At 65.7% G+C, this 17227-nt stretch carries 16 protein-coding genes; 10 read left to right on the top strand and 6 right to left on the bottom strand.

What is annotated here, in order from left to right; translation table 11 throughout:
- Positions 1–9: 9 nt before the first annotated feature.
- On the bottom strand, positions 10–390 hold the full coding sequence (locus tag N7422_RS07535) for a low affinity iron permease family protein (protein ID WP_279805943.1): 381 nt from the start codon (positions 388–390) through the stop codon (positions 10–12).
- A 256-nt stretch (positions 391–646) separates the two neighbouring features.
- On the opposite strand from N7422_RS07535, the gene N7422_RS07530 reads away from it, so the two are divergent.
- Genes N7422_RS07530 through N7422_RS07510 form a run of 5 tightly spaced genes read left to right on the top strand, consistent with a single transcriptional unit; the run spans position 647 to position 4429 of the window.
- Positions 647–1420 carry an endonuclease/exonuclease/phosphatase family protein gene (locus N7422_RS07530; RefSeq protein ID WP_279805942.1) on the top strand — a complete coding sequence of 258 codons (774 nt, stop codon included), beginning with the start codon at positions 647–649 and terminating at the stop codon, positions 1418–1420.
- Complete coding sequence (clsB, locus tag N7422_RS07525) at positions 1417–2619, top strand: cardiolipin synthase ClsB (protein WP_279805940.1); 1203 nt, start codon at positions 1417–1419, stop codon at positions 2617–2619. The genes N7422_RS07530 and clsB overlap by 4 nt, the downstream gene beginning before the upstream one ends.
- Complete coding sequence (locus tag N7422_RS07520) at positions 2619–3578, top strand: lysylphosphatidylglycerol synthase domain-containing protein (RefSeq protein ID WP_279805939.1); 960 nt, start codon at positions 2619–2621, stop codon at positions 3576–3578. Before clsB ends, N7422_RS07520 begins: the two co-directional genes overlap by 1 nt.
- Positions 3579–3605: 27 nt before the next feature.
- The gene (locus tag N7422_RS07515) at positions 3606–4034 is read left to right on the top strand and encodes a hypothetical protein (protein ID WP_279805937.1); all 429 of its coding nucleotides are present in this window, start codon (positions 3606–3608) and stop codon (positions 4032–4034) included.
- Between the two features lie 17 nt (positions 4035–4051).
- Positions 4052–4429 (top strand): Rho termination factor N-terminal domain-containing protein, encoded by a 378-nt coding sequence (locus N7422_RS07510; protein ID WP_279805936.1) that lies wholly within the window; start codon positions 4052–4054, stop codon positions 4427–4429.
- A 187-nt stretch (positions 4430–4616) separates the two neighbouring features.
- On the opposite strand, the gene glp is transcribed toward N7422_RS07510, so the two are convergent.
- Positions 4617–5813, bottom strand: a complete 1197-nt coding sequence (gene glp / locus N7422_RS07505) for a gephyrin-like molybdotransferase Glp (protein ID WP_279805934.1) — start codon at positions 5811–5813, stop codon at positions 4617–4619.
- The gene (gene moaB, locus N7422_RS07500) at positions 5810–6349 is read right to left on the bottom strand and encodes a molybdenum cofactor biosynthesis protein B (RefSeq protein WP_279805933.1); all 540 of its coding nucleotides are present in this window, start codon (positions 6347–6349) and stop codon (positions 5810–5812) included. Before moaB ends, glp begins: the two co-directional genes overlap by 4 nt.
- 243 nt (positions 6350–6592) lie before the next feature.
- On the opposite strand from moaB, the gene N7422_RS07495 reads away from it, so the two are divergent.
- From N7422_RS07495 to N7422_RS07485, 3 genes are read left to right on the top strand one after another with little or no spacing between them, the layout of a single operon-like run.
- A complete protein-coding gene (locus N7422_RS07495) occupies positions 6593–7513 on the top strand; it encodes a LysR family transcriptional regulator (protein ID WP_279805931.1) in 921 nt (306 codons plus the stop codon).
- Positions 7510–7998 carry a cyclic pyranopterin monophosphate synthase MoaC gene (moaC, locus tag N7422_RS07490; protein ID WP_279805930.1) on the top strand — a complete coding sequence of 163 codons (489 nt, stop codon included), beginning with the start codon at positions 7510–7512 and terminating at the stop codon, positions 7996–7998. The genes N7422_RS07495 and moaC overlap by 4 nt, the downstream gene beginning before the upstream one ends.
- Positions 7995–8246, top strand: coding sequence for a MoaD/ThiS family protein (locus tag N7422_RS07485; RefSeq protein ID WP_279805929.1), 252 nt, complete (start codon positions 7995–7997; stop codon positions 8244–8246). The genes moaC and N7422_RS07485 overlap by 4 nt, the downstream gene beginning before the upstream one ends.
- On the opposite strand, the gene N7422_RS07480 is transcribed toward N7422_RS07485, so the two are convergent.
- Both N7422_RS07480 and N7422_RS07475 read right to left on the bottom strand, forming a co-directional pair.
- A complete protein-coding gene (locus tag N7422_RS07480; protein WP_347815260.1) occupies positions 8243–10924 on the bottom strand; it encodes an AAA family ATPase in 2682 nt (893 codons plus the stop codon). The genes N7422_RS07485 and N7422_RS07480 overlap by 4 nt on opposite strands.
- A gap of 334 nt (positions 10925–11258) precedes the next feature.
- Entirely contained in the window at positions 11259–13532 is a 2274-nt protein-coding gene (locus N7422_RS07475; RefSeq protein WP_279805928.1) for an FdhF/YdeP family oxidoreductase, read from the bottom strand.
- A gap of 326 nt (positions 13533–13858) precedes the next feature.
- Between N7422_RS07475 and N7422_RS07470 the strand changes: the two genes are divergently transcribed.
- On the top strand, positions 13859–15265 hold the full coding sequence (locus tag N7422_RS07470) for a cytochrome ubiquinol oxidase subunit I (RefSeq protein ID WP_279805926.1): 1407 nt from the start codon (positions 13859–13861) through the stop codon (positions 15263–15265).
- A 37-nt stretch (positions 15266–15302) separates the two neighbouring features.
- Entirely contained in the window at positions 15303–16310 is a 1008-nt protein-coding gene (cydB, locus tag N7422_RS07465) for a cytochrome d ubiquinol oxidase subunit II (protein ID WP_279805925.1), read from the top strand.
- Here cydB and N7422_RS07460 read toward each other — a convergent pair.
- Positions 16304–17179: a LysR family transcriptional regulator gene (locus N7422_RS07460; protein ID WP_279805924.1), complete on the bottom strand. Its 876-nt coding sequence runs from the start codon at positions 17177–17179 to the stop codon at positions 16304–16306. The two genes, cydB and N7422_RS07460, sit on opposite strands and share 7 nt — an antisense overlap.
- Positions 17180–17227: the final 48 nt, after the last annotated feature.

Genomic DNA, 17227 nt, shown 5'->3' with positions numbered 1-17227 from the left:
CCTCCAGGGTCAGTCAGGGGTGTCTTTGGACGGTGCCTGCTCATCGTGTCCGCCCATCCGCTGATACTGCTTGCGCAATGCGTGCAGCTCGGCCGGGTCCATGTCCTCGAGGTCGAGCAAGGCCTTGTGGGCCCGCTGGGTGGTGCGCAGCAGTTCGTCGATCTTGATGTGCAGCTCGTCGTTGTCGCGGTTCTGGGTGTTCTGGATGAGGAACACCATCAGGAAGGTGATGATGGTGGTCGAGGTGTTGATCACCAGTTGCCAGGTGTCGTTGAAGTGGAACAAGGGACCCGTCACGGCCCAGACGACGATCAGCAACAGTGCGATGGCAAAGGCCAGCGGGCGACCGCTGCAGTTGGCCAGCCATTGGGCGAAACGATCGAACTTCATGCCCTGCCCCTCCAGTTTTCCGACCCAACATCCGGTGGAGGGCCGGGGGTGGGGCAAAGTTCCGGCTTTCGCCGGCTCAGGTTCCCATTCGTCAATCCCGCTGAACCCTGGCGAGCCACTGCCGGTCGCTACTGAATAGGTACATGGACGGAGTGGAAGCTGCCATGAGCGAGATCCGCCTTGCTGCGCCCCTGGATCGCCGTAACCCGCGGCGTGATGCAGACCCGCGGGGCATTGGTCGTGCGCAGGGGCATCGATGAACAGGCCCCTGCCCACCCCGCACCGCGTCATCGACGAGGTCACCACGGTGCATCGCCTGACCGTGCTGACCCTCAACGTGCACAAGGGTTTCACCCTGTTCAATCGCCGCTTCATCCTGCCGGAGCTGCGCGAGGCGGTGCGGACCACCGGTGCCGACCTGGTGTTCCTGCAGGAAGTGCACGGCAGCCACCGGCATCATGCCCAGCGCCATCCGGCCTGGCCGCAGGCGCCGCAGTACGAGTTTCTCGCCGACAGCATGTGGCCGCAGTTCGCCTATGGTCGCAACGCGGTCTACCCCCATGGCGACCATGGCAACGCGTTGCTGTCGAAGTTTCCTATCCGCGCCCATGACAACCTGGACGTGTCGATCCACGGCAACGAGGAGCGTGGCCTGCTGCATTGCCAGCTGGAAGTGCCCGGCCACCACCAGGTACACGCCATCTGCGTGCACCTGGGGCTTCGCGAAGCCCATCGCCAGCGCCAGGTCGGGCTGCTGCTGGCGCTGCTCGACAGCCTGCCAGCGGATGAACCCGTCATCGTCGCCGGCGACTTCAACGACTGGCGCCTGAAGGCCGACGCGCGGCTCTGCGGGCATCTGCGGGAAGCATTCGGCAAGCCCGCCCGCAGCTTCCCCGCCCGCCTGCCGCTGCTGCGCCTTGACCGCATCTACCTGCGCAATGCGCACGCCAGCGACGCCCGGGTGCTCACCAGGTACCCATGGTCGCACTTGTCCGATCATGCGCCGCTGGTGGCGGAGGTAACCCTGTGAAGCAGCCCTGGAGCGACGGCAACCATGTCGAACTGCTGATCAACGGCGAGCAGTACTACCCGCGCGTGTTCGAGGCCATGGCCCAGGCGCGGGAGGAAATCCTCCTGGAAACCTTCATCATCTTCGACGACAAGGTCGGCCAGCCCTTGCGTCAGACGCTGATCGACGCCGCCCGGCGTGGCGTGCGGGTGGAGGTGGTGGTGGACGGCTACGGCACCGCCGATCTGCCGGATGGCTTCATCCGTGCAATGACCGACGCCGGCGTGCGTTTCCACGCCTTCGATCCACAGCCGCGGCTGGCCGGCATGCGCACCAACCTGTTCCGCCGCCTGCACCGCAAGATCGTGGTGATCGACGGCCGACTGGCCTTCATCGGCGGGATCAACTACAGCGCCGACCACCTGGGCGACTTCGGCCCCCAGGCCAAGCAGGACTATGCCGTGGCGGTCGCAGGCCCGGTGGTGGCCCAGGTGCATGCCTCCAGCTGCCGGATGCTCGCGCCGGTGCTGGACACCGCCAGCCGGGTCGATCCGGCCACGACACCCGCCGGCACGGCGAGCGCCCTGCTGGTCGAGCGCGACAACCGTCGCCATCGCAACGACATCGAGGAACGCTATCTCGAGGCGTTCCGCCAGGCCCGCCAGCGCATCGTCGTCGCCAACGCCTACTTCTTCCCCGGCTATCGCCTGCTGCGCGAGCTGCGCAACGCCGCCCGACGTGGCGTGGCGGTGACCCTGATTCTCCAGGGCCAACCAGACATGCGCTGGGTTCGCGCCCTGTCGCGGCTGCTCTACAACTACCTGTTGCGCGACAACGTGCGCATCCACGAGTACTGCCAGCGCCCGCTGCACGGCAAGGTGGCGCTGGTCGACGAAGACTGGGCCACCGTGGGCTCGAGCAACCTCGACCCGCTGAGCCTGTCGTTCAACCTGGAAGCCAACCTGCTGATCCGCGACCGCGCCTTCAATCTGGGCCTGTACCAGCACCTGAGCGAGCTGGCCAGCACGCAATGCAAGGCGGTGACCCTGGAGCGCATGGTTCGCGGCTACTGGTGGCGCGCGCCACTGATCTTCCTGGGCTTCCACATCACCCGCTATTTCCCGCGTATCGCCGGCTGGTTTCCGGCGCATCGGCAACGGCTGCGGTCGCTGCAACCAGACAGCGATGCCCCGGTCGACTACCACGAGGGCAAGACCTGATGGCCAACCACGGCTGGAAGACCTGGGGCAAGCGCTTGCTCACCGTGCTGTTCCTGGTGCTGATCCCGGTGCTGCTGTTCACCCTGGCGCGCAACCTGGACTGGCACGAAGTGCGCCAGTCCCTGCTCGCCTACAAGCCCACCACCCTGGTGCTCGGCCTGCTGCTGGCCCTGGGCAGCTACCTGGTGTTCGCCAGCTACGACCTGCTCGCCCGCGCCTATACCGGCCACCGCCTGCCGGCCCGGCAGGTGCTGCCGGTGGCGTTCGTCTGCTACGCGTTCAACCTCAATTTCACCACCTGGGTCGGTGGCGTCGCGCTGCGCTACCGCCTGTACGGTCGCCTGGGGCTGGATACCGCGACCATTACCCGCATCCTCACCCTGGGCCTGCTGACCAACTGGATGGGCTACCTGCTGCTGGCCGGCACGGTGTTCGCGCTGGGCTTGGTCAAGTTGCCGGAAAACTGGGCGCTGGGAGCAAGCGGCCTGCGCCTGGTCGGCGTGCTGATGGTGGCGGTCGCGCTGGCCTATCTGCTGGCCTGCGCCTTTGCCCGGCGCCGCACCTGGCATCTGCGCGGACATGAAATCACCTTGCCCTCGCTGCGCCTGGCGCTGTGCCAGGTGGTGCTCGGTGCGAGCAACTGGGCCTTGATGGCGGCGCTGATCCACGTGCTGCTGCCCCAGGACCTGTTCTACCCGTCCGTGCTGGGGGTGTTGCTGATCAGCTGCGTGGCTGGCGTGGTGGCGCATATTCCCGCCGGGCTAGGCGTGCTGGAGGCGGTGTTCCTCGCCCTGCTCCACGGTCAGCTGGGCCAGGGCACCCTGGTCGCCGCGCTGCTGGGCTATCGAACGCTGTACTACCTGATCCCGCTGTTGCTGGCGGTGATCACCTACGTGATTCTGGAAAAGCGCGCCAAGGCTCTGCGCCAACAGGCTGGGCCGGTCCTCGACAAGCGCTGAAGGGCCTTCTGGCCCGGGAGGTACATCATGCGGTTCGTTCTGTGCGTGGCGCTATTGGCCGGCCTGGCAAGCGGACAGGCCATGGCGCAAGGCTGCGACGTGGTCACCCGCTCGTCCAGCGATGCGGTAAAGCCGGTGCAGCGGCATACCTGCTACAGCTTCGGCAACATGCCCGCCGACGCGATCGCCTGGTCCTGCAGCAATGAAAGCAAGGAAATGCTCAATAGCCAGAAACGCAAGGTCGAACGCTGCGCCGACGGCAGCGTGGGCAGCTGCATCGCGCCATTGACCCAGGAGACCCTGGCCAACCCCGACGCCGCCGGGCGCGATCAACCCTCGACCCGCCCGGCGCTGGCCAAGGATGCGCGGATCATCACCTACTACTACGACACCCCGAGCCTGGGCCAGGCGCGCAGCGACTGCGAGCGCAACAATGGCATCTGGCAGACCCATTGACCCCAAGGAGAACCCCCATGCCCCGTGGAGACAAAGACAAGTACACCGACAAGCAGAAGCGCAAGGCCGACCATATCGAAGAAAGCTACCAAGCCAAGGGGGTTCCCAAGGACGAAGCCGAGGCCCGCGCCTGGGCGACGGTCAACAAGCAGTCAGGCGGCGGCGAGCGCAAAGGCGGGTCTGGGCAGAAGACCAGCCAGGCGGCGAAGGCCAAGGCGCGCGCGTCCTCGGCCCGGCGCGCGGTGGCGACCCGACATGGCGTGCCGCGGCCGGGGCAGCGGCTGGAAGACATGACCAAGCGCGAACTGATGGACCGGGCGCGCAAGCAGGACATCGCGGGCCGCTCGAACATGCGCAAGGGCGAACTGATCGAGGCGTTGCGCAAGGCGGCGTGAGCCGTTGCGCCGGCGAAGTCTGAAGTTGCTTGTTTGACAGTTAGCTATAAGTTGATTGTTCCGACCCTTTCGCGGGCAAGCCCGCGAAAGGGTCAGAAGATCACGCAGCGGCCACGCGCGTCAGTTGCACCTGCCCCGTCGCCGCCCGCAACTTCGCTGGCAAAAACACTCGCGAACTGACCCGCCACTAAAACACCCCGGCAAAAGCAATAAAGTCCAACACATCACCCGCCTCGAACGTCTCCCCCGCCGGCACCTCCAGCAGCCCATCGGCCTCGACGGCACTGAGCAAGGTCGCCGAGCTCTGGTTCTCCAGCAACCGCGCCCGCCCCCCGTCAAGCCGTACCCGCAGATACTCCTGGCGCTTGCCGGGCTTCGGCCAGGCAAACCCTGCCACGACCGGCATGCGCATGGGCTGAACCCGCGCCACCCCCATGCGCGCCAGCAGATACGGCCGCGCCAGCAGCAGGAAGGTGACCAGCGCCGAGCCCGGATTGCCGGGCAGGCCCAGAAACGGCACGCGGTCGATATAGCCGAAGGTGAAGGGCTTGCCAGGCTTGATGGCAAGCTTCCACAGTCGCACTTCGCCAGACTCGCGCAGCAGCGTGCCGATGCAGTCGGCATCGCCCACCGATACCCCCGCGCTGCTGACGATCAGATCCGCCCCCGCTGCCTGGAGCAGCGCCGCGCGGATGTGCTGCGGATCGTCGGGCAGGCAGCCCAGGTCGATCACCTCGCAACCCAGGCGTGCGAGCAGCGCCGACAGCAGCACCCGGTTGCTGTCGTGGATCTGTCCGGGCGCCAGGCGCGCGCCCTGTGCAGCCAGTTCGTCACCGCTGGACAGCAAGGCCACTCGCGGCCGGCGCAGCACCGGCACCTGGGTGATGCCCTGGGACGCCAGCACCCCAAGGGCGATGGGGTCCAGCACTGTCCCGGCCGCCAGCAACGCAGCGCCGGCGCGGATCTCGTTGCCCTGCGCACGAATGTTGTCGCCTCTGCGCAGCAGCGTCAGCGAACTCACTCGCCCTTGCCCGTCCACCTCGCAGTTTTCCTGCAACTGCACGCAGTCGGCGCCGGCGGGCACCGGCGCCCCGGTGAACAGCCGCGCGCAGGTGCCCGGCCGCAGCGGCTCCGGTGCCTGCCCGGCAAACACGGTCTGCGACACCGGCAACGGGCCCGTCGCCAGGTCGTCGAGCCGCATGGCGTAGCCGTCCATGGCACTGTTGGCCCAGGGCGGCAGATCGATCCCCGCCCGCAGCCCTTCGGCCAGCACGCGCCCATCGGCCTGGCGCAGGGGTAGCTGCTCCACGCCCTCCAGCGGCGCCGCCCTGGCCAACGCCAGCAGCTGCGCCAGGGCGTCGTCGACGGCCATCAGAGCGCTCATGGCCGTGGCTCGCAGAGTGGCGCGGCCTTCAGGTGCGGCACGAAGTTGCAAGGACGGTGGCGGGCGTCGAGCTGCTCGACCAGGATGCCCTCCCAGGCGGTACGGCAGGCCCCGGTCGAGCCCGGCAGGCAGCACACCAGGGTGCCGTTGGCCAGGCCTGCCAGGGCGCGGGACTGCACGGTCGACGTGCCGATGTCGAGGATCGACAGGGCGCGGAACAACTCGCCGAAGCCATCGATAACCTTGTCCAGCAGGCAGCTGACCGCCTCCGGGGTGCTGTCGCGCCCGGTAAAACCTGTGCCGCCGGTGATCAGCACCACCTGCACGCCATCGTCGGCGATCCAGTTCGCCACCTGAGCGCGAATCCGGTACAGGTCGTCCTTGAGCAACGCCCTGGCCACCAGGCGATGGCCCATGTCCACCGCCCGGGTCGCCAGCAACTCGCCAGAGGTATCCGTTTCGAACGTGCGGGTATCGCTGACGGTCAACACGGCGACATTCAGCGGAACAAATACGGCGTCGACTTTGACACTCATTTTCTCGGCACTCTGATATTCAACAAAACTGACGAGAAAACTAGAGCGGGCAGCACAGCGCGTCCAATCGATAATACGAACCGCATAATAAGCCAGCTCTATCAGGGGATCATCATCAGCCCGCTCTATCAGTTATTCGTTATTTCCCATTGGACGCTATTTAATCTTCACTTTACTTTTCGCTGCCTTGAAACATGGCATCCGCGCCGTGTTCCCGATTGCAACTTACCGGCAAGGCGCACCATGGATATCAAACAACTCAAGTTCCTGATCGCGCTGGACCAGACGCGTCACTTCGGTCAGGCCGCCGCCTTGTGCCATATCACCCAGCCGACCCTGTCCATGCGCCTGCGCAATCTGGAGGAAGAGCTGGGCCTGATGCTGGTGACCCGTGGCCAGCGCTTCGAAGGTTTCACCGAGGCCGGTGAACGCATCCTGGCCTGGACCCGCACCCTGCTCGCCGCCTACGACGGCCTCCAGGCCGAAGCCGCCAATTGTCGTGGGCGGCTGGTCGGCAGCCTGCGTATCGGCATGGTGCCGTTGTCGAGCTTCCAACTGATGGACTTGCTCAAGCCGCTGATCCAGCGCTATGCGCAACTGCAGGTGCAGTTGACCTCGCTGAGCTCGGAACAGGTGACCGACGCGTTGAGCCGCAACCAGCTGGACCTGGGCATCTGCTACCTCGACCGGATCAACCGCAACTACTTCGAGGTTATCGAACTGGGCGCCACGCGCATGGGCTTGCTGTTCGACACCCGGCATTTTCAGTTTTCCACGCCCGACCTGAGCTGGGAGGCGCTGGAAAAGCTGCCGCTGGGATTGCTGTCCCAGGGCATGCACTACCGCCAGGCGATCGACCTGAGTTTGCGCAGTCGCGGCCTGCACCCACAGTCGATCCTCGAAAGCGATTCGACCTACCAACTGATCCAGGGCGTCTGCGCCGGCCTGTGCTGCGCGATCATGCCACTGGATCACGGGCTGGAGGGGCTGAGCGAGCACATCCGCATCCTGCCGATCAGCGGCGCCAGCATCCATGCGCCGGTCGGCCTGCTGCTGCGACGCAGCGAGCCCCGCTCGGCCCTGGCCGAACAATGCTTCGCCGAAGCCCGCGCCCTGCTCTGCCCGGACGCCGCCGCCAACCGCCTGCCCCTGGAGACGCCATGAACGACACCCCACTGACCCACCTGGACAGCCGCGGCCACGCGCACATGGTCGATGTCACCGACAAGACCGACACCCGCCGCGAAGCGGTCGCCGAAGCCTGGATACGCATGAAGCCGGAAACCCTCGCCCTGATCAATGCCGGGGGCCACCCCAAGGGCGATGTCTTCGCGGTCTCGCGCATTGCCGGGATCATGGCCGCCAAGCGTACCCACGAGCTCATCCCGCTGTGTCATCCGCTGCTGCTCAGTGCGGTCAGTGTGGAGCTCAAGGCCGTGCCGCCGGATTCGGTACGGGTCATCGCCCGCTGCACCCTCAAGGGCGTCACCGGTGTGGAAATGGAGGCCCTGACTGCCGCCAGTGTCGCCGCCCTGACCCTGTACGACATGTGCAAGGCCGTCGATCGCAGCCTGCAGATCGACTGGATGCGCCTGCTGCACAAATCCGGCGGCCGCTCCGGGCTGTACCAGGCCGAGGACGCACAATGATTCGGGTCAACTACTTCGCCCGCTACCGCGAGCTGCTCGACTGCGATGGCGAGTCGCTGCCGTGGACACCGGCCCTGGCCAGCCTGCGCGACCTGCGCGGGCTGCTGGTCAGCCGCGGCGGCCCATGGGCGCAGGCCCTGGGCCAGGCCAACCTGATGTGCGCGCGCAACCAGGAACTGTGCACCCTGGACGAGCCGCTGTCCGACGGCGACGACATCGCCTTCTTCCCTCCCGTGACCGGCGGCTAGGCAGCCGCCGAGGTCAGCGTCACCTTGCCGTTGCCATGGTCATAGCCCAAGGCCACATGGTCGCCGGACTTGATCTGATCGCCGAGGATTTCCTTGGCCAGGCGCGTCTCCACCGCCTGGCGAATCTGGCGCTTGAGCTCCCGCGCGCCGAACTCCGGCTGGTAGCCGACCTCCACCAGGTGCTCGACCAGCGAGTCGTCCACCGTCAGGTGGATATCCTGCGCCGACGCGGTGCGCACCACCCGCTCCAGCTGGATCTTGACGATCGCGCGAATATCGTCGCGCGACAGCGCGTGGAACACGATGATGTCGTCGATCCGGTTGAGAAACTCGGGACGGAAATGCCCCTTGAGCACGCCCATCAGCTCGTCCTTCAGGGTCTTCTCGTCGGTGCGCTCATCCTCTGGTCGTTCCAGGTTGGCCATGATCAGCGGCGCGCCCAGGTTGCTGGTGGCGATGATGATGGTGTTGCTGAAGTCCACCACCCGGCCTTTGCCATCGGTGAGGCGGCCGTCGTCGAACACCTGCAGCAGCACGTTGTTGACGTCCGGGTGAGCCTTCTCGATCTCGTCCAGCAGGATCACGCTGTAAGGCCGGCGCCGGACCCGCTCGGTCAGTTGACCACCCTCGTCGTAGCCCACATAGCCGGGCGGCGCCCCGATCAGGCGGGCGACCGCATGGCGTTCCATGTATTCGGACATGTCGATGCGAATGATCGCCTGCTCGTCGCCGAACACCGCTTCGGCCAGGGCCTTGGCCAGCTCGGTCTTGCCGACGCCGGTCGGGCCGAGGAACAGGAAGGTGGCGATCGGTCGGTGGGCTTGCCCAAGGCCGGCCCGCGACAGGCGCACGGCGTCGCTCACCGCCTGCACCGCGTCGCCCTGGCCGATCAGGCGCTCGCGCAGGGTGTCTTCGAGCTTGAGCAGTTTCTGCCGCTCTTCCTGGGTCAGTTCGGCCACCGGCACGCCAGTCAGCCGCGAGACCACTTCGGCAATCGAGGCCAGGGTGACCTCCAGGGTCTCGGAGCCGGTCTTGCGCTGCCAGGCTTCGGTCTGTTCCTCCAGGTCGGCGTTCTTGGCCTTGATGCGCGCCTCGAAATCCTTGGCTTCATCGAAGCGCTTGCGTGACGAGGCATAGTCCTGCTCGCGCTTGAGCTGGGCGATTTCCGCTTCCAGCTCCTGGATCGCGGCCGGTCGCGAAGTGGCACCGATGCGCACACGGGCGGCGGCCTGATCGATCAGGTCGATGGCCTTGTCGGGCAGGAAGCGCGTGGTGATGTAGCGGTCCGACAACTCGGCGGCGGCGACGAAGGCCTCGTCGGCGAAGGTCACCTGGTGGTGAGCCTCCAGGCTGTCGCGCAGGCCACGGAGGATCACGATCGTCTGCTCGACCGTCGGCTCGGGCACCAGGACCGGCTGGAAGCGCCGCTCCAGCGCGGCGTCCTTCTCGATGTACTTCTGGTACTCGTTGAGCGTGGTGGCGCCGATCAGGCTCAGCTCGCCGCGGGCCAGCGCTGGCTTGAGCACGTTGGCGATGTCCAGCCCACCTTCCCCACCTCCTTGTCCGGCACCGACGATGGTGTGCAGCTCGTCGATGAACAGGATCAGCTCGTCGTGCTTGGCGGTGACTTCCTCGATCAGCTGCTGGGCGCGCTCTTCGAATTCACCCCGGTACTTGGCGCCGGCCACCATCGAATTGAGGTTGACCTCGACCAGGCGCCGCCCGCGCAGCACTTCGGGCACGTCGCCCTTGACGATGCGCTGGGCGAGTCCCTCGACGATGGCGGTCTTGCCCACGCCGGGCTCGCCGATCAGCACCGGGTTGTTCTTCTTGCGCCGGGCCAGCACTTCGATGGTGCTCTCGATTTCCTGGGCCCGACCCAGCACCGGGTCGAGCTTGCCTTCCCGGGCCATGGCGGTCAGGTCGCGGCCGAACTTGTCCAGGGTCGGGGTGCCGGTGGGGGTGTCCACACGGCCATCCTCCGCGCCCTTGCCGACCACCTTGAGCACTTTCTGGCGCAGGGCCTCGGGGGAGACGCCGTACTTCTTGAGCAGGGTACCGGCGATGCTGTCCGGCACCGCCGCCAGGCCGATCAGCAGGTGCTCGGGGCCCACATAGGAGTGGCCGAGGTCGCGCGAGGCCTGGAAGGCGAAATTGAAGGCCTTCTTCAGGCGTGGGGAAATGGTCATCTTGTCGGCCGCCACCTCCTCGCTGCCCTTCTGGGCATGCTGGTCGATGTAGCCCTTGATGTCGTCCGCGGACAGCTTCAGCTCCTTGAGCAGCGCCATGCCGACGTCGGTGTCGGCCAGCACGTACAGCAGGTGTTCCGAGTCCACTTCGCTGCGATTGAGTTCATGGGCCTTCTCGGCCGCGCGCTGGAGGATCTCCAGGGTCTGTTCGCTGAACGCATCCGTCGGGTCGACCGAGTCGCGCTGCACTTCCGCGGACAGCCCTGCGCCGTCGGCGAAGTGCTCCGGCAAGCCGCCCATGCCGCCGAAGAGGCTGGACAGGCCGCCGCCGCCAAGCAGCGAGTCGAAGGGATTGAGCATGTTCTGGTGGCGCAGCAGCTGACGGTAGTCGTGGTCGCAGATGGACATGGTCTTGCGCTGGCCGTTTTGCGACACCGTCACCCGTGCGGTGGCGGGTCTTGCGTTGCAGATCTCACAGAGCGTAGCCATGGTCGGGAGTCTCCGGATGTGTGGGGCAGGCCGGTTGACGTCGAGCAACGACTGACGGGAGGCTCCTTGCCTTCACCCGGCTTGCACGCCAGGCGCGCAGAAACGCGATGCGCAGGTAGGCAATGCGTGCGGGAGGCTGCATTGCCGTGGCAACAGTTCACCTTAGCCGCGAACCCTGGATCCCGTTCCGTCATCGCAACGCCCAACCGACGAATGACCGCTGAGATGGCGCCGCTTCGCGGACAAGCCCCAGCCACAGGGACTGCGCCGGTGCGAGCAAACACGCAGCCCCGTGAAGGGCCGCAAAGCGGCCCTGCCTGCCTTGACAGGTCGTTCAGTTGAGCTCGGAACGCATGACCCGCACCGGCACCGACTTGTACGACGGCGTGCCGCTGTCCACATCGATGTAGTCCAGCGGCACCAGCTGGTTGGCCTCCGGGTAATAGGCGCCGACCGAGCCGGGGGAGATTTTGTACTCGATGGCGGTGATCCGCTCGTAGCGTATCTTGCGGCCATGGGTCACGGTCTCGATGTCCACCAGGTCGCCATGGGCCAGGCCACGCGCCTGCAGGTCGGCCGGATTCATGAACAGCACGTCGCGCCGACCGAACACGCCCCGGTAGCGATCGTCCAGCGCGTAGATGGTGGTGTTGTACTGGTCATGGCTGCGCAGGGTGATCAGGCGCAGGACATCGTCGCCCTCGACTTCCTTGTCCTCGTGCAGCCCCGGGAACACGAAGAATTCGGCCTTGCCCGAGGGCGTCATCCAGATGCGCTCGGTGGCCGGCAACGGCATGCGGAAGCCACCTGGCACCCGGATGCGCGCGTTGTAGTCCTCGAAGCCCGGTATGGTCTTCTCGATCAGATCGCGAATCTTGTCGTAGTCGGCGGCCAGCTCCAGCCAGGGCACGGGGCTGTCCGGCAAGGTCGCGTTGGCCATGCCGGCGACGATCGCCGGTTCCGAGCGCAGGAACTCCGACGCCGGGGTCAGCTTGCCCGCCGAGGCATGCACCATCGACATGGAGTCCTCGACGGTGATCGATTGCCGCGCGCCTTCCTGCACATCCAGTTCGGTGCGCCCCAGGCACGGGAACAGGTAGGTCTGCTTGCCTACCAGCAAGTGGGTGCGGTTGAGCTTGGTGCCGATATGCACGCTCAGCTCCAGCTTGCCCATGGCGGGGAAGCACTGGCCGGGGTCGGGCAGCGCCACGGCGAAATTGCCGCCCAGGCAGATCAGCGCCTTCGAGGTGCCGGCGATCATCGCCTGCATGGCCTGCACCGAGTCGTGCCCGTGCTCGGTCGGTGGCTTGAAGCCCAGTACCTGCTCGATCTTTTTCAGGAATTCGGCAGAGGGCTTCTCGGTGATCCCCACCGTGCGGTTGCCCTGCACGTTGGAATGGCCGCGCAGCGGGCAGATGCCGGCGCCGGGTTTGCCAAGGTTGCCACGCAGCATCAGCAGGTCGCAGATCAGCCGGACGTTGGCGGTGCCCTCGTTGTGCTGGGTGATGCCCATGCCGTAGGTGACGATGGTGGCATTGGACTTGGCGTAGGCCGCCGCGACCTTCTCCATTTCGGCCTGGGTCAGGCCGCTGGCGTGTTCGATGTCGGGCCACGCGGTAGCCACCAGGTCGGCCTTGAGCGCCTCGAAGCCGTTGGTGTGCTGGGCGATGAACTCGAAGTCAAGAACCTGGCCGATCGAGTCCTCCATTTCCAGCAGCGATTTCATGACCCCCTTGATCGCCGCCGCGTCACCTCCGGCCTTGACTTGCAGGTAGGTCGAGGCGATGCGGGTCGAGCCGTAGGTGGCCATCTCGATCATGTCCTGCGGGTCGGCGAAGCGCTCCAGCGCCCGCTCGCGCAGCGGGTTGAGGACCATGATCGGCACCTTGCGCCGTGAGATCTCATGCAGCGTGCCCATCATCCGCGGGTGGTTGGTGCCGGGGTTGTGCCCGATGGAGATCACCAGCTCGCACGCATCGAAGTCGTCCAGCGACACCGACCCCTTGCCCATGCCGATGGAGCGTGGCAGGCCGACGCTGGTGGGCTCGTGGCACATGTTGGAACAGTCGGGGAAGTTGTTGGTGCCCAGCGCCCGGGCGAACAGCTGGTACAGGTAGGCCGCCTCGTTGGAGGCGCGACCGGAGGTGTAGAACTCGACCTGATTCGGTTCCAGGGCGCGGAGGATTTCACCGATGCGGGCGAAGGCCTGTTCCCACTCGACCGGCTTGTAGGTGCCGCTGGCGTGGTCATAGACCATCGGGTGGGTCAGCCGGCCAAGGTCTTCGAGCTCGTAATCGGTGCGATGCAGCAGCGTGGCCACCGGGTGGTTGGCGAAGAACTCAGGTGGCACGCGCTTGTTGGTCGCCTCCCAGGTGACGGCCTTGGCGCCGTTCTCGCAGAACTGGAAGGTTGATCGGTGTTCCTTGTCGGGCCAGGCGCAACCTGGACAGTCGAAACCATCGGGCTGGTTGGTGCGCATCAGCGTGATAGGCGCCTGCAGCGTGTCCATCTGCTCGCGCACCGCCGTGGCGGTCGCCTTCAGCGCGCCCCAGCCACCTGCGGGGCCATCGTAGTTGCGTACACCGGGTACCTTGCGTCGAGTCGCCATGGTCGCTCCTCACACGAAATATAGGAATTGGATATATATCGTTGGTGGCGTAATAAGCCGCTGCTCTAGCGGGCCGCTGGTCGGGAAGTTGTGAGTTCTGGCTATTCAATAGCCTATTGCCTGCCCAACTCTGAATACCGTGGAAGTTGGATCCACAGCCCAAGGATTTATCTGCGGATAATCTTTGATTGCCCTGGCCAATCGTGATCTAGAATCTAGCGACAACGTTCTGCATGTCAAGGCAATACGTGGCAGGCGCACTTCCACTTGTTGCTTCTCATTCGCACCATCGGCGAAGTTGCCCCATTACGCGAGGCAGACAAAGCATGGACACAATAAGTACTACAGCCCTTGATCTTGCTCGCCTGCAGTTCGCCTTCACGGTCGCCGTGCATATCATATTCCCGGCAATAACCATTGGTCTCGCCAGTTACCTGACGGTATTGGAAGCGTTATGGCTAAAAACCGGCCGGGGGGTGTATCGCGATCTTTACGCGTTCTGGGTAAAGGTCTTCGCCTTGAACTTCGGCATGGGCGTGGTTTCCGGCCTGGTCATGGCCTATCAGTTCGGCACCAACTGGTCGCAGTTCTCCTATTTTGCCGGCGGCATTACCGGCCCGTTACTGACTTATGAAGTACTCACCGCCTTCTTTCTCGAGGCCGGTTTTCTCGGTGTCATGCTGTTCGGCTGGGATCGCGTTGGGCGCGGCCTGCACTTGTTCGCCACCGCCATGGTGGCTATCGGCACGCTGATTTCGACCTTCTGGATCCTCTCCTCCAACAGCTGGATGCATACCCCTCAGGGGCACGCAATCATCGATGGCCGCGCGGTACCGGTGGACTGGCTGGCGATCATCTTCAACCCGTCGTTCCCCTTCCGCCTGGCGCACATGGCGATTGCCGCCTTCCTCGCCACCGCGTTCTTCGTCGGTGCCTCGGGCGCCTGGCACCTGCTGCGCGGCAAGCACACCGAGGCGGCGCGCACGATGCTGTCGATGGCCTGCTGGATGGCGCTGGTGGTGGCGCCGATCCAGGCCGTGGTCGGCGACGCCCACGGTCTGAACACCCTGGAGCACCAGCCGGCGAAGATCGCCGCCATCGAAGGCCACTGGGAGAACATCCCCGGCGAGCCATCGCCGCTGATCCTCGCCGGCTGGCCAGACATGGAAGCCGAGAAGACCCACTTCGCCCTCGAGGTGCCCTACTTGGGCAGCCTGATCCTGACCCATAGCCTCGATCGCCAGATCCCGGCGCTGAAATCCTTCCCGCCGCAGGACCGACCCAATTCGACGGTGATCTTCTGGACCTTCCGGCTGATGGTGTGCATGGGCCTGCTGATGATCCTCGCCGGGTTCTGGAGCCTGTGGCTGCGCCGCGGCGACCGGCTGCACAGCTCGCCGCTGTTCCTGAGGTTCATGCTGTGCATGGGCCCCTCGGGGCTGATCGCCCTGCTGGCCGGCTGGATGACCACCGAGATGGGCCGCCAGCCCTGGGTGGTGTACGGGTTGATGCGCACCGAGCATGCGGTGTCGCCGCTGACCACCGCACAGATGAGCATCAGCCTGGTGGCGTTCGTGCTGGTGTATTTCGTGCTGTTCGGCACCGGCATCGCCTACATGCTCAAGCTGGTGCACAAAGGCCCACAGCCCCACGAAGGGGAGCACCCGGTCGAAGGCGGCGCTGGCCAGTCGAAAACCCCCGCGCGTCCGATGTCGGCGGCGGACGATCATTGACCGCGTCGAAGCGTTTGCAACCTGAGGAGCGATTGCCATGGGCGTCGATATCACGCTGATCTGGGCATTGATCATCATCTTTGGCGTCATGATGTACGTCATCATGGACGGCTTCGACCTGGGGATCGGCATTCTCTTCCTGGCGATCAAGGACAAGGAAGAACGCGATGTGATGATGAACACCGTGGCGCCGGTCTGGGACGGCAACGAGACCTGGCTGGTGCTGGGCGGCGCGGGGCTGTTCGGCGCCTTCCCGCTGGCCTACTCGGTGATCCTCAGCGCCCTGTACCTGCCGCTGATACTCATGCTGCTGGGCCTGATCTTTCGCGGCGTGGCCTTCGAGTTCCGCTTCAAGGCCAGCGAACGCAACCGCCACTGGTGGGACAAGGCCTTCATCGGTGGTTCGATCGTCGCCACCTTCACCCAGGGGGTCGCCCTGGGGGCGTTCCTCGATGGCATACCGGTGGCGAACAACATGTACGCCGGCGGCCCGCTCGACTGGTTGCGACCGTTCCCACTGTTCTGCGGCTTCGCCCTGCTGCTGGCCTACGCGCAACTGGGCAGCACCTGGCTGATCATGAAGACCGAAGGCCGCCTGCAGGAAGAGATGTACCGCTACTCGTCCTACTTCATCTGGGGCCTGCTGGGCGCCATCGCCGTGATCAGCGTGTGGACGCCGCTGGCCCACCCGGAAATCGCCCAGCGCTGGTTCAGCCTGCCCAACCTGTTCTATTTCCTGCCGGTGCCGCTGTTGCTGCTGTTCTGCTTCATCAGCACCCTGACCACCCTGGCGCACCGGGCCACCGCGTCACCGTTCCTGCTGACCTTGCTGGTCATCTTCCTGGGTTACAGCGGCCTGGGCATCAGCATCTGGCCGAACATCATCCCGCCGTCGATTTCCATCTGGCAGGCGGCCTCCCCGGTGGCCAGCCAGCTGTTCGCCCTGATCGGCGCGCTGTTCATCCTGCCGTTCATCCTGGTGTACACCGCGTGGAGCTACTACGTGTTCCGCGGCAAGGTGAAGGTGGGCGACGGCTATCACTGAGCACTGCTCCCGGCAAACGCCCGCACCAGCTGCTCGATCACCGCACGCACCCGCGCCGTATGACGCAAGTCCTGGTGGGTGACCATCCACACTTCGTAGGGCTGGCTGCGCACGCGCCGCGGCCAGACCCGCTGCAAACCGTCACGCTGCCCCAGCTCCACGGGGATCTCGCCCAGGCCCAGCCCTTCGGCGATGCCCCGGCGCAGCATCATGCTGGCATTGGCCGCCAGCACCACCCTGCCCTCGCCCATGGGCACGTCCACCAGGGTCGGCTCGGCGCGGTCGCGCCAGTAGGGCTCGTACACCACCAGGTCGTGGCCGGCGAAACTGCCCTCCTGCGGCTCGCCCCGGCGCCGCAGGTAGTCCGCCGAGGCGAACAGGCCCATCTGCCAACTGGCCAGCTTGCGCAGCACCAGGTCGGGGCTGTCCGGACGCTGGTTGCGGATGGCGATGTCGGTTTCCCGTTGGGACAGGTTGACGATCTCCGAGCTGCCACTGAGTACCACGCGCACTTCGGGGTGTTCATCGTGCAGTTGGCGCAGCGCCGGAATGACGAACTCCAGGGCCAGGGAATCGGTGGTGGCGATGCGCACTTCGCCAGCCTGCTCGTTGTCCGTACCGCGGGTACGGCGGGCCAGTTCCAGCGCCGCCTGCTCCATCTTGCGCGCCATTTCCACCGCCACCTCGCCGATCGCCGTCAGCTGGTAGCCCGCCGGCGTGCGCAGGAACAGGGTCGAGCCCAGGTCCGCCTCCAGCGCCGCCACTCGCCGGCCCACGGTGGCCTGGTCGACCCGCAGCACCCGCGCGGCGCGGCGCAGGGTCTGTTCACGGCTCAAGGCCAGCAGCATGCGTGCGTCATCCCAGTTCAATCGGTGTCCTCCATCGGCCAGAAAACGCCTTCATCGGATCCGTGGCAA

This window comes from Pseudomonas sp. GD04091 (assembly GCF_029836165.1).
In the GTDB taxonomy this organism is placed as follows: Bacteria; Pseudomonadota; Gammaproteobacteria; order Pseudomonadales; family Pseudomonadaceae; genus Aquipseudomonas.
This window is presented reverse-complemented; position numbering and strand designations above follow the sequence as displayed.

What these genes read in the sequence shown, in the direction of transcription:
- N7422_RS07480 (WP_347815260.1), bottom strand. Translation starts at nt 10,924, where the DNA reads ATGGCTACGCTCTGTGAGATCTGCAACGCAAGACCCGCCACCGCACGG.
- moaB (WP_279805933.1), bottom strand. Translation starts at nt 6,349, where the DNA reads ATGAGTGTCAAAGTCGACGCCGTATTTGTTCCGCTGAATGTCGCCGTG.
- N7422_RS07530 (WP_279805942.1), top strand. Translation starts at nt 647, where the DNA reads ATGAACAGGCCCCTGCCCACCCCGCACCGCGTCATCGACGAGGTCACC.
- glp (WP_279805934.1), bottom strand. Translation starts at nt 5,813, where the DNA reads ATGAGCGCTCTGATGGCCGTCGACGACGCCCTGGCGCAGCTGCTGGCG.
- cydB (WP_279805925.1), top strand. Translation starts at nt 15,303, where the DNA reads ATGGGCGTCGATATCACGCTGATCTGGGCATTGATCATCATCTTTGGC.
- N7422_RS07515 (WP_279805937.1), top strand. Translation starts at nt 3,606, where the DNA reads ATGCGGTTCGTTCTGTGCGTGGCGCTATTGGCCGGCCTGGCAAGCGGA.
- moaC (WP_279805930.1), top strand. Translation starts at nt 7,510, where the DNA reads ATGAACGACACCCCACTGACCCACCTGGACAGCCGCGGCCACGCGCAC.
- N7422_RS07510 (WP_279805936.1), top strand. Translation starts at nt 4,052, where the DNA reads ATGCCCCGTGGAGACAAAGACAAGTACACCGACAAGCAGAAGCGCAAG.
- N7422_RS07470 (WP_279805926.1), top strand. Translation starts at nt 13,859, where the DNA reads ATGGACACAATAAGTACTACAGCCCTTGATCTTGCTCGCCTGCAGTTC.
- N7422_RS07535 (WP_279805943.1), bottom strand. Translation starts at nt 390, where the DNA reads ATGAAGTTCGATCGTTTCGCCCAATGGCTGGCCAACTGCAGCGGTCGC.
- N7422_RS07520 (WP_279805939.1), top strand. Translation starts at nt 2,619, where the DNA reads ATGGCCAACCACGGCTGGAAGACCTGGGGCAAGCGCTTGCTCACCGTG.
- N7422_RS07475 (WP_279805928.1), bottom strand. Translation starts at nt 13,532, where the DNA reads ATGGCGACTCGACGCAAGGTACCCGGTGTACGCAACTACGATGGCCCC.
- N7422_RS07485 (WP_279805929.1), top strand. Translation starts at nt 7,995, where the DNA reads ATGATTCGGGTCAACTACTTCGCCCGCTACCGCGAGCTGCTCGACTGC.
- N7422_RS07495 (WP_279805931.1), top strand. Translation starts at nt 6,593, where the DNA reads ATGGATATCAAACAACTCAAGTTCCTGATCGCGCTGGACCAGACGCGT.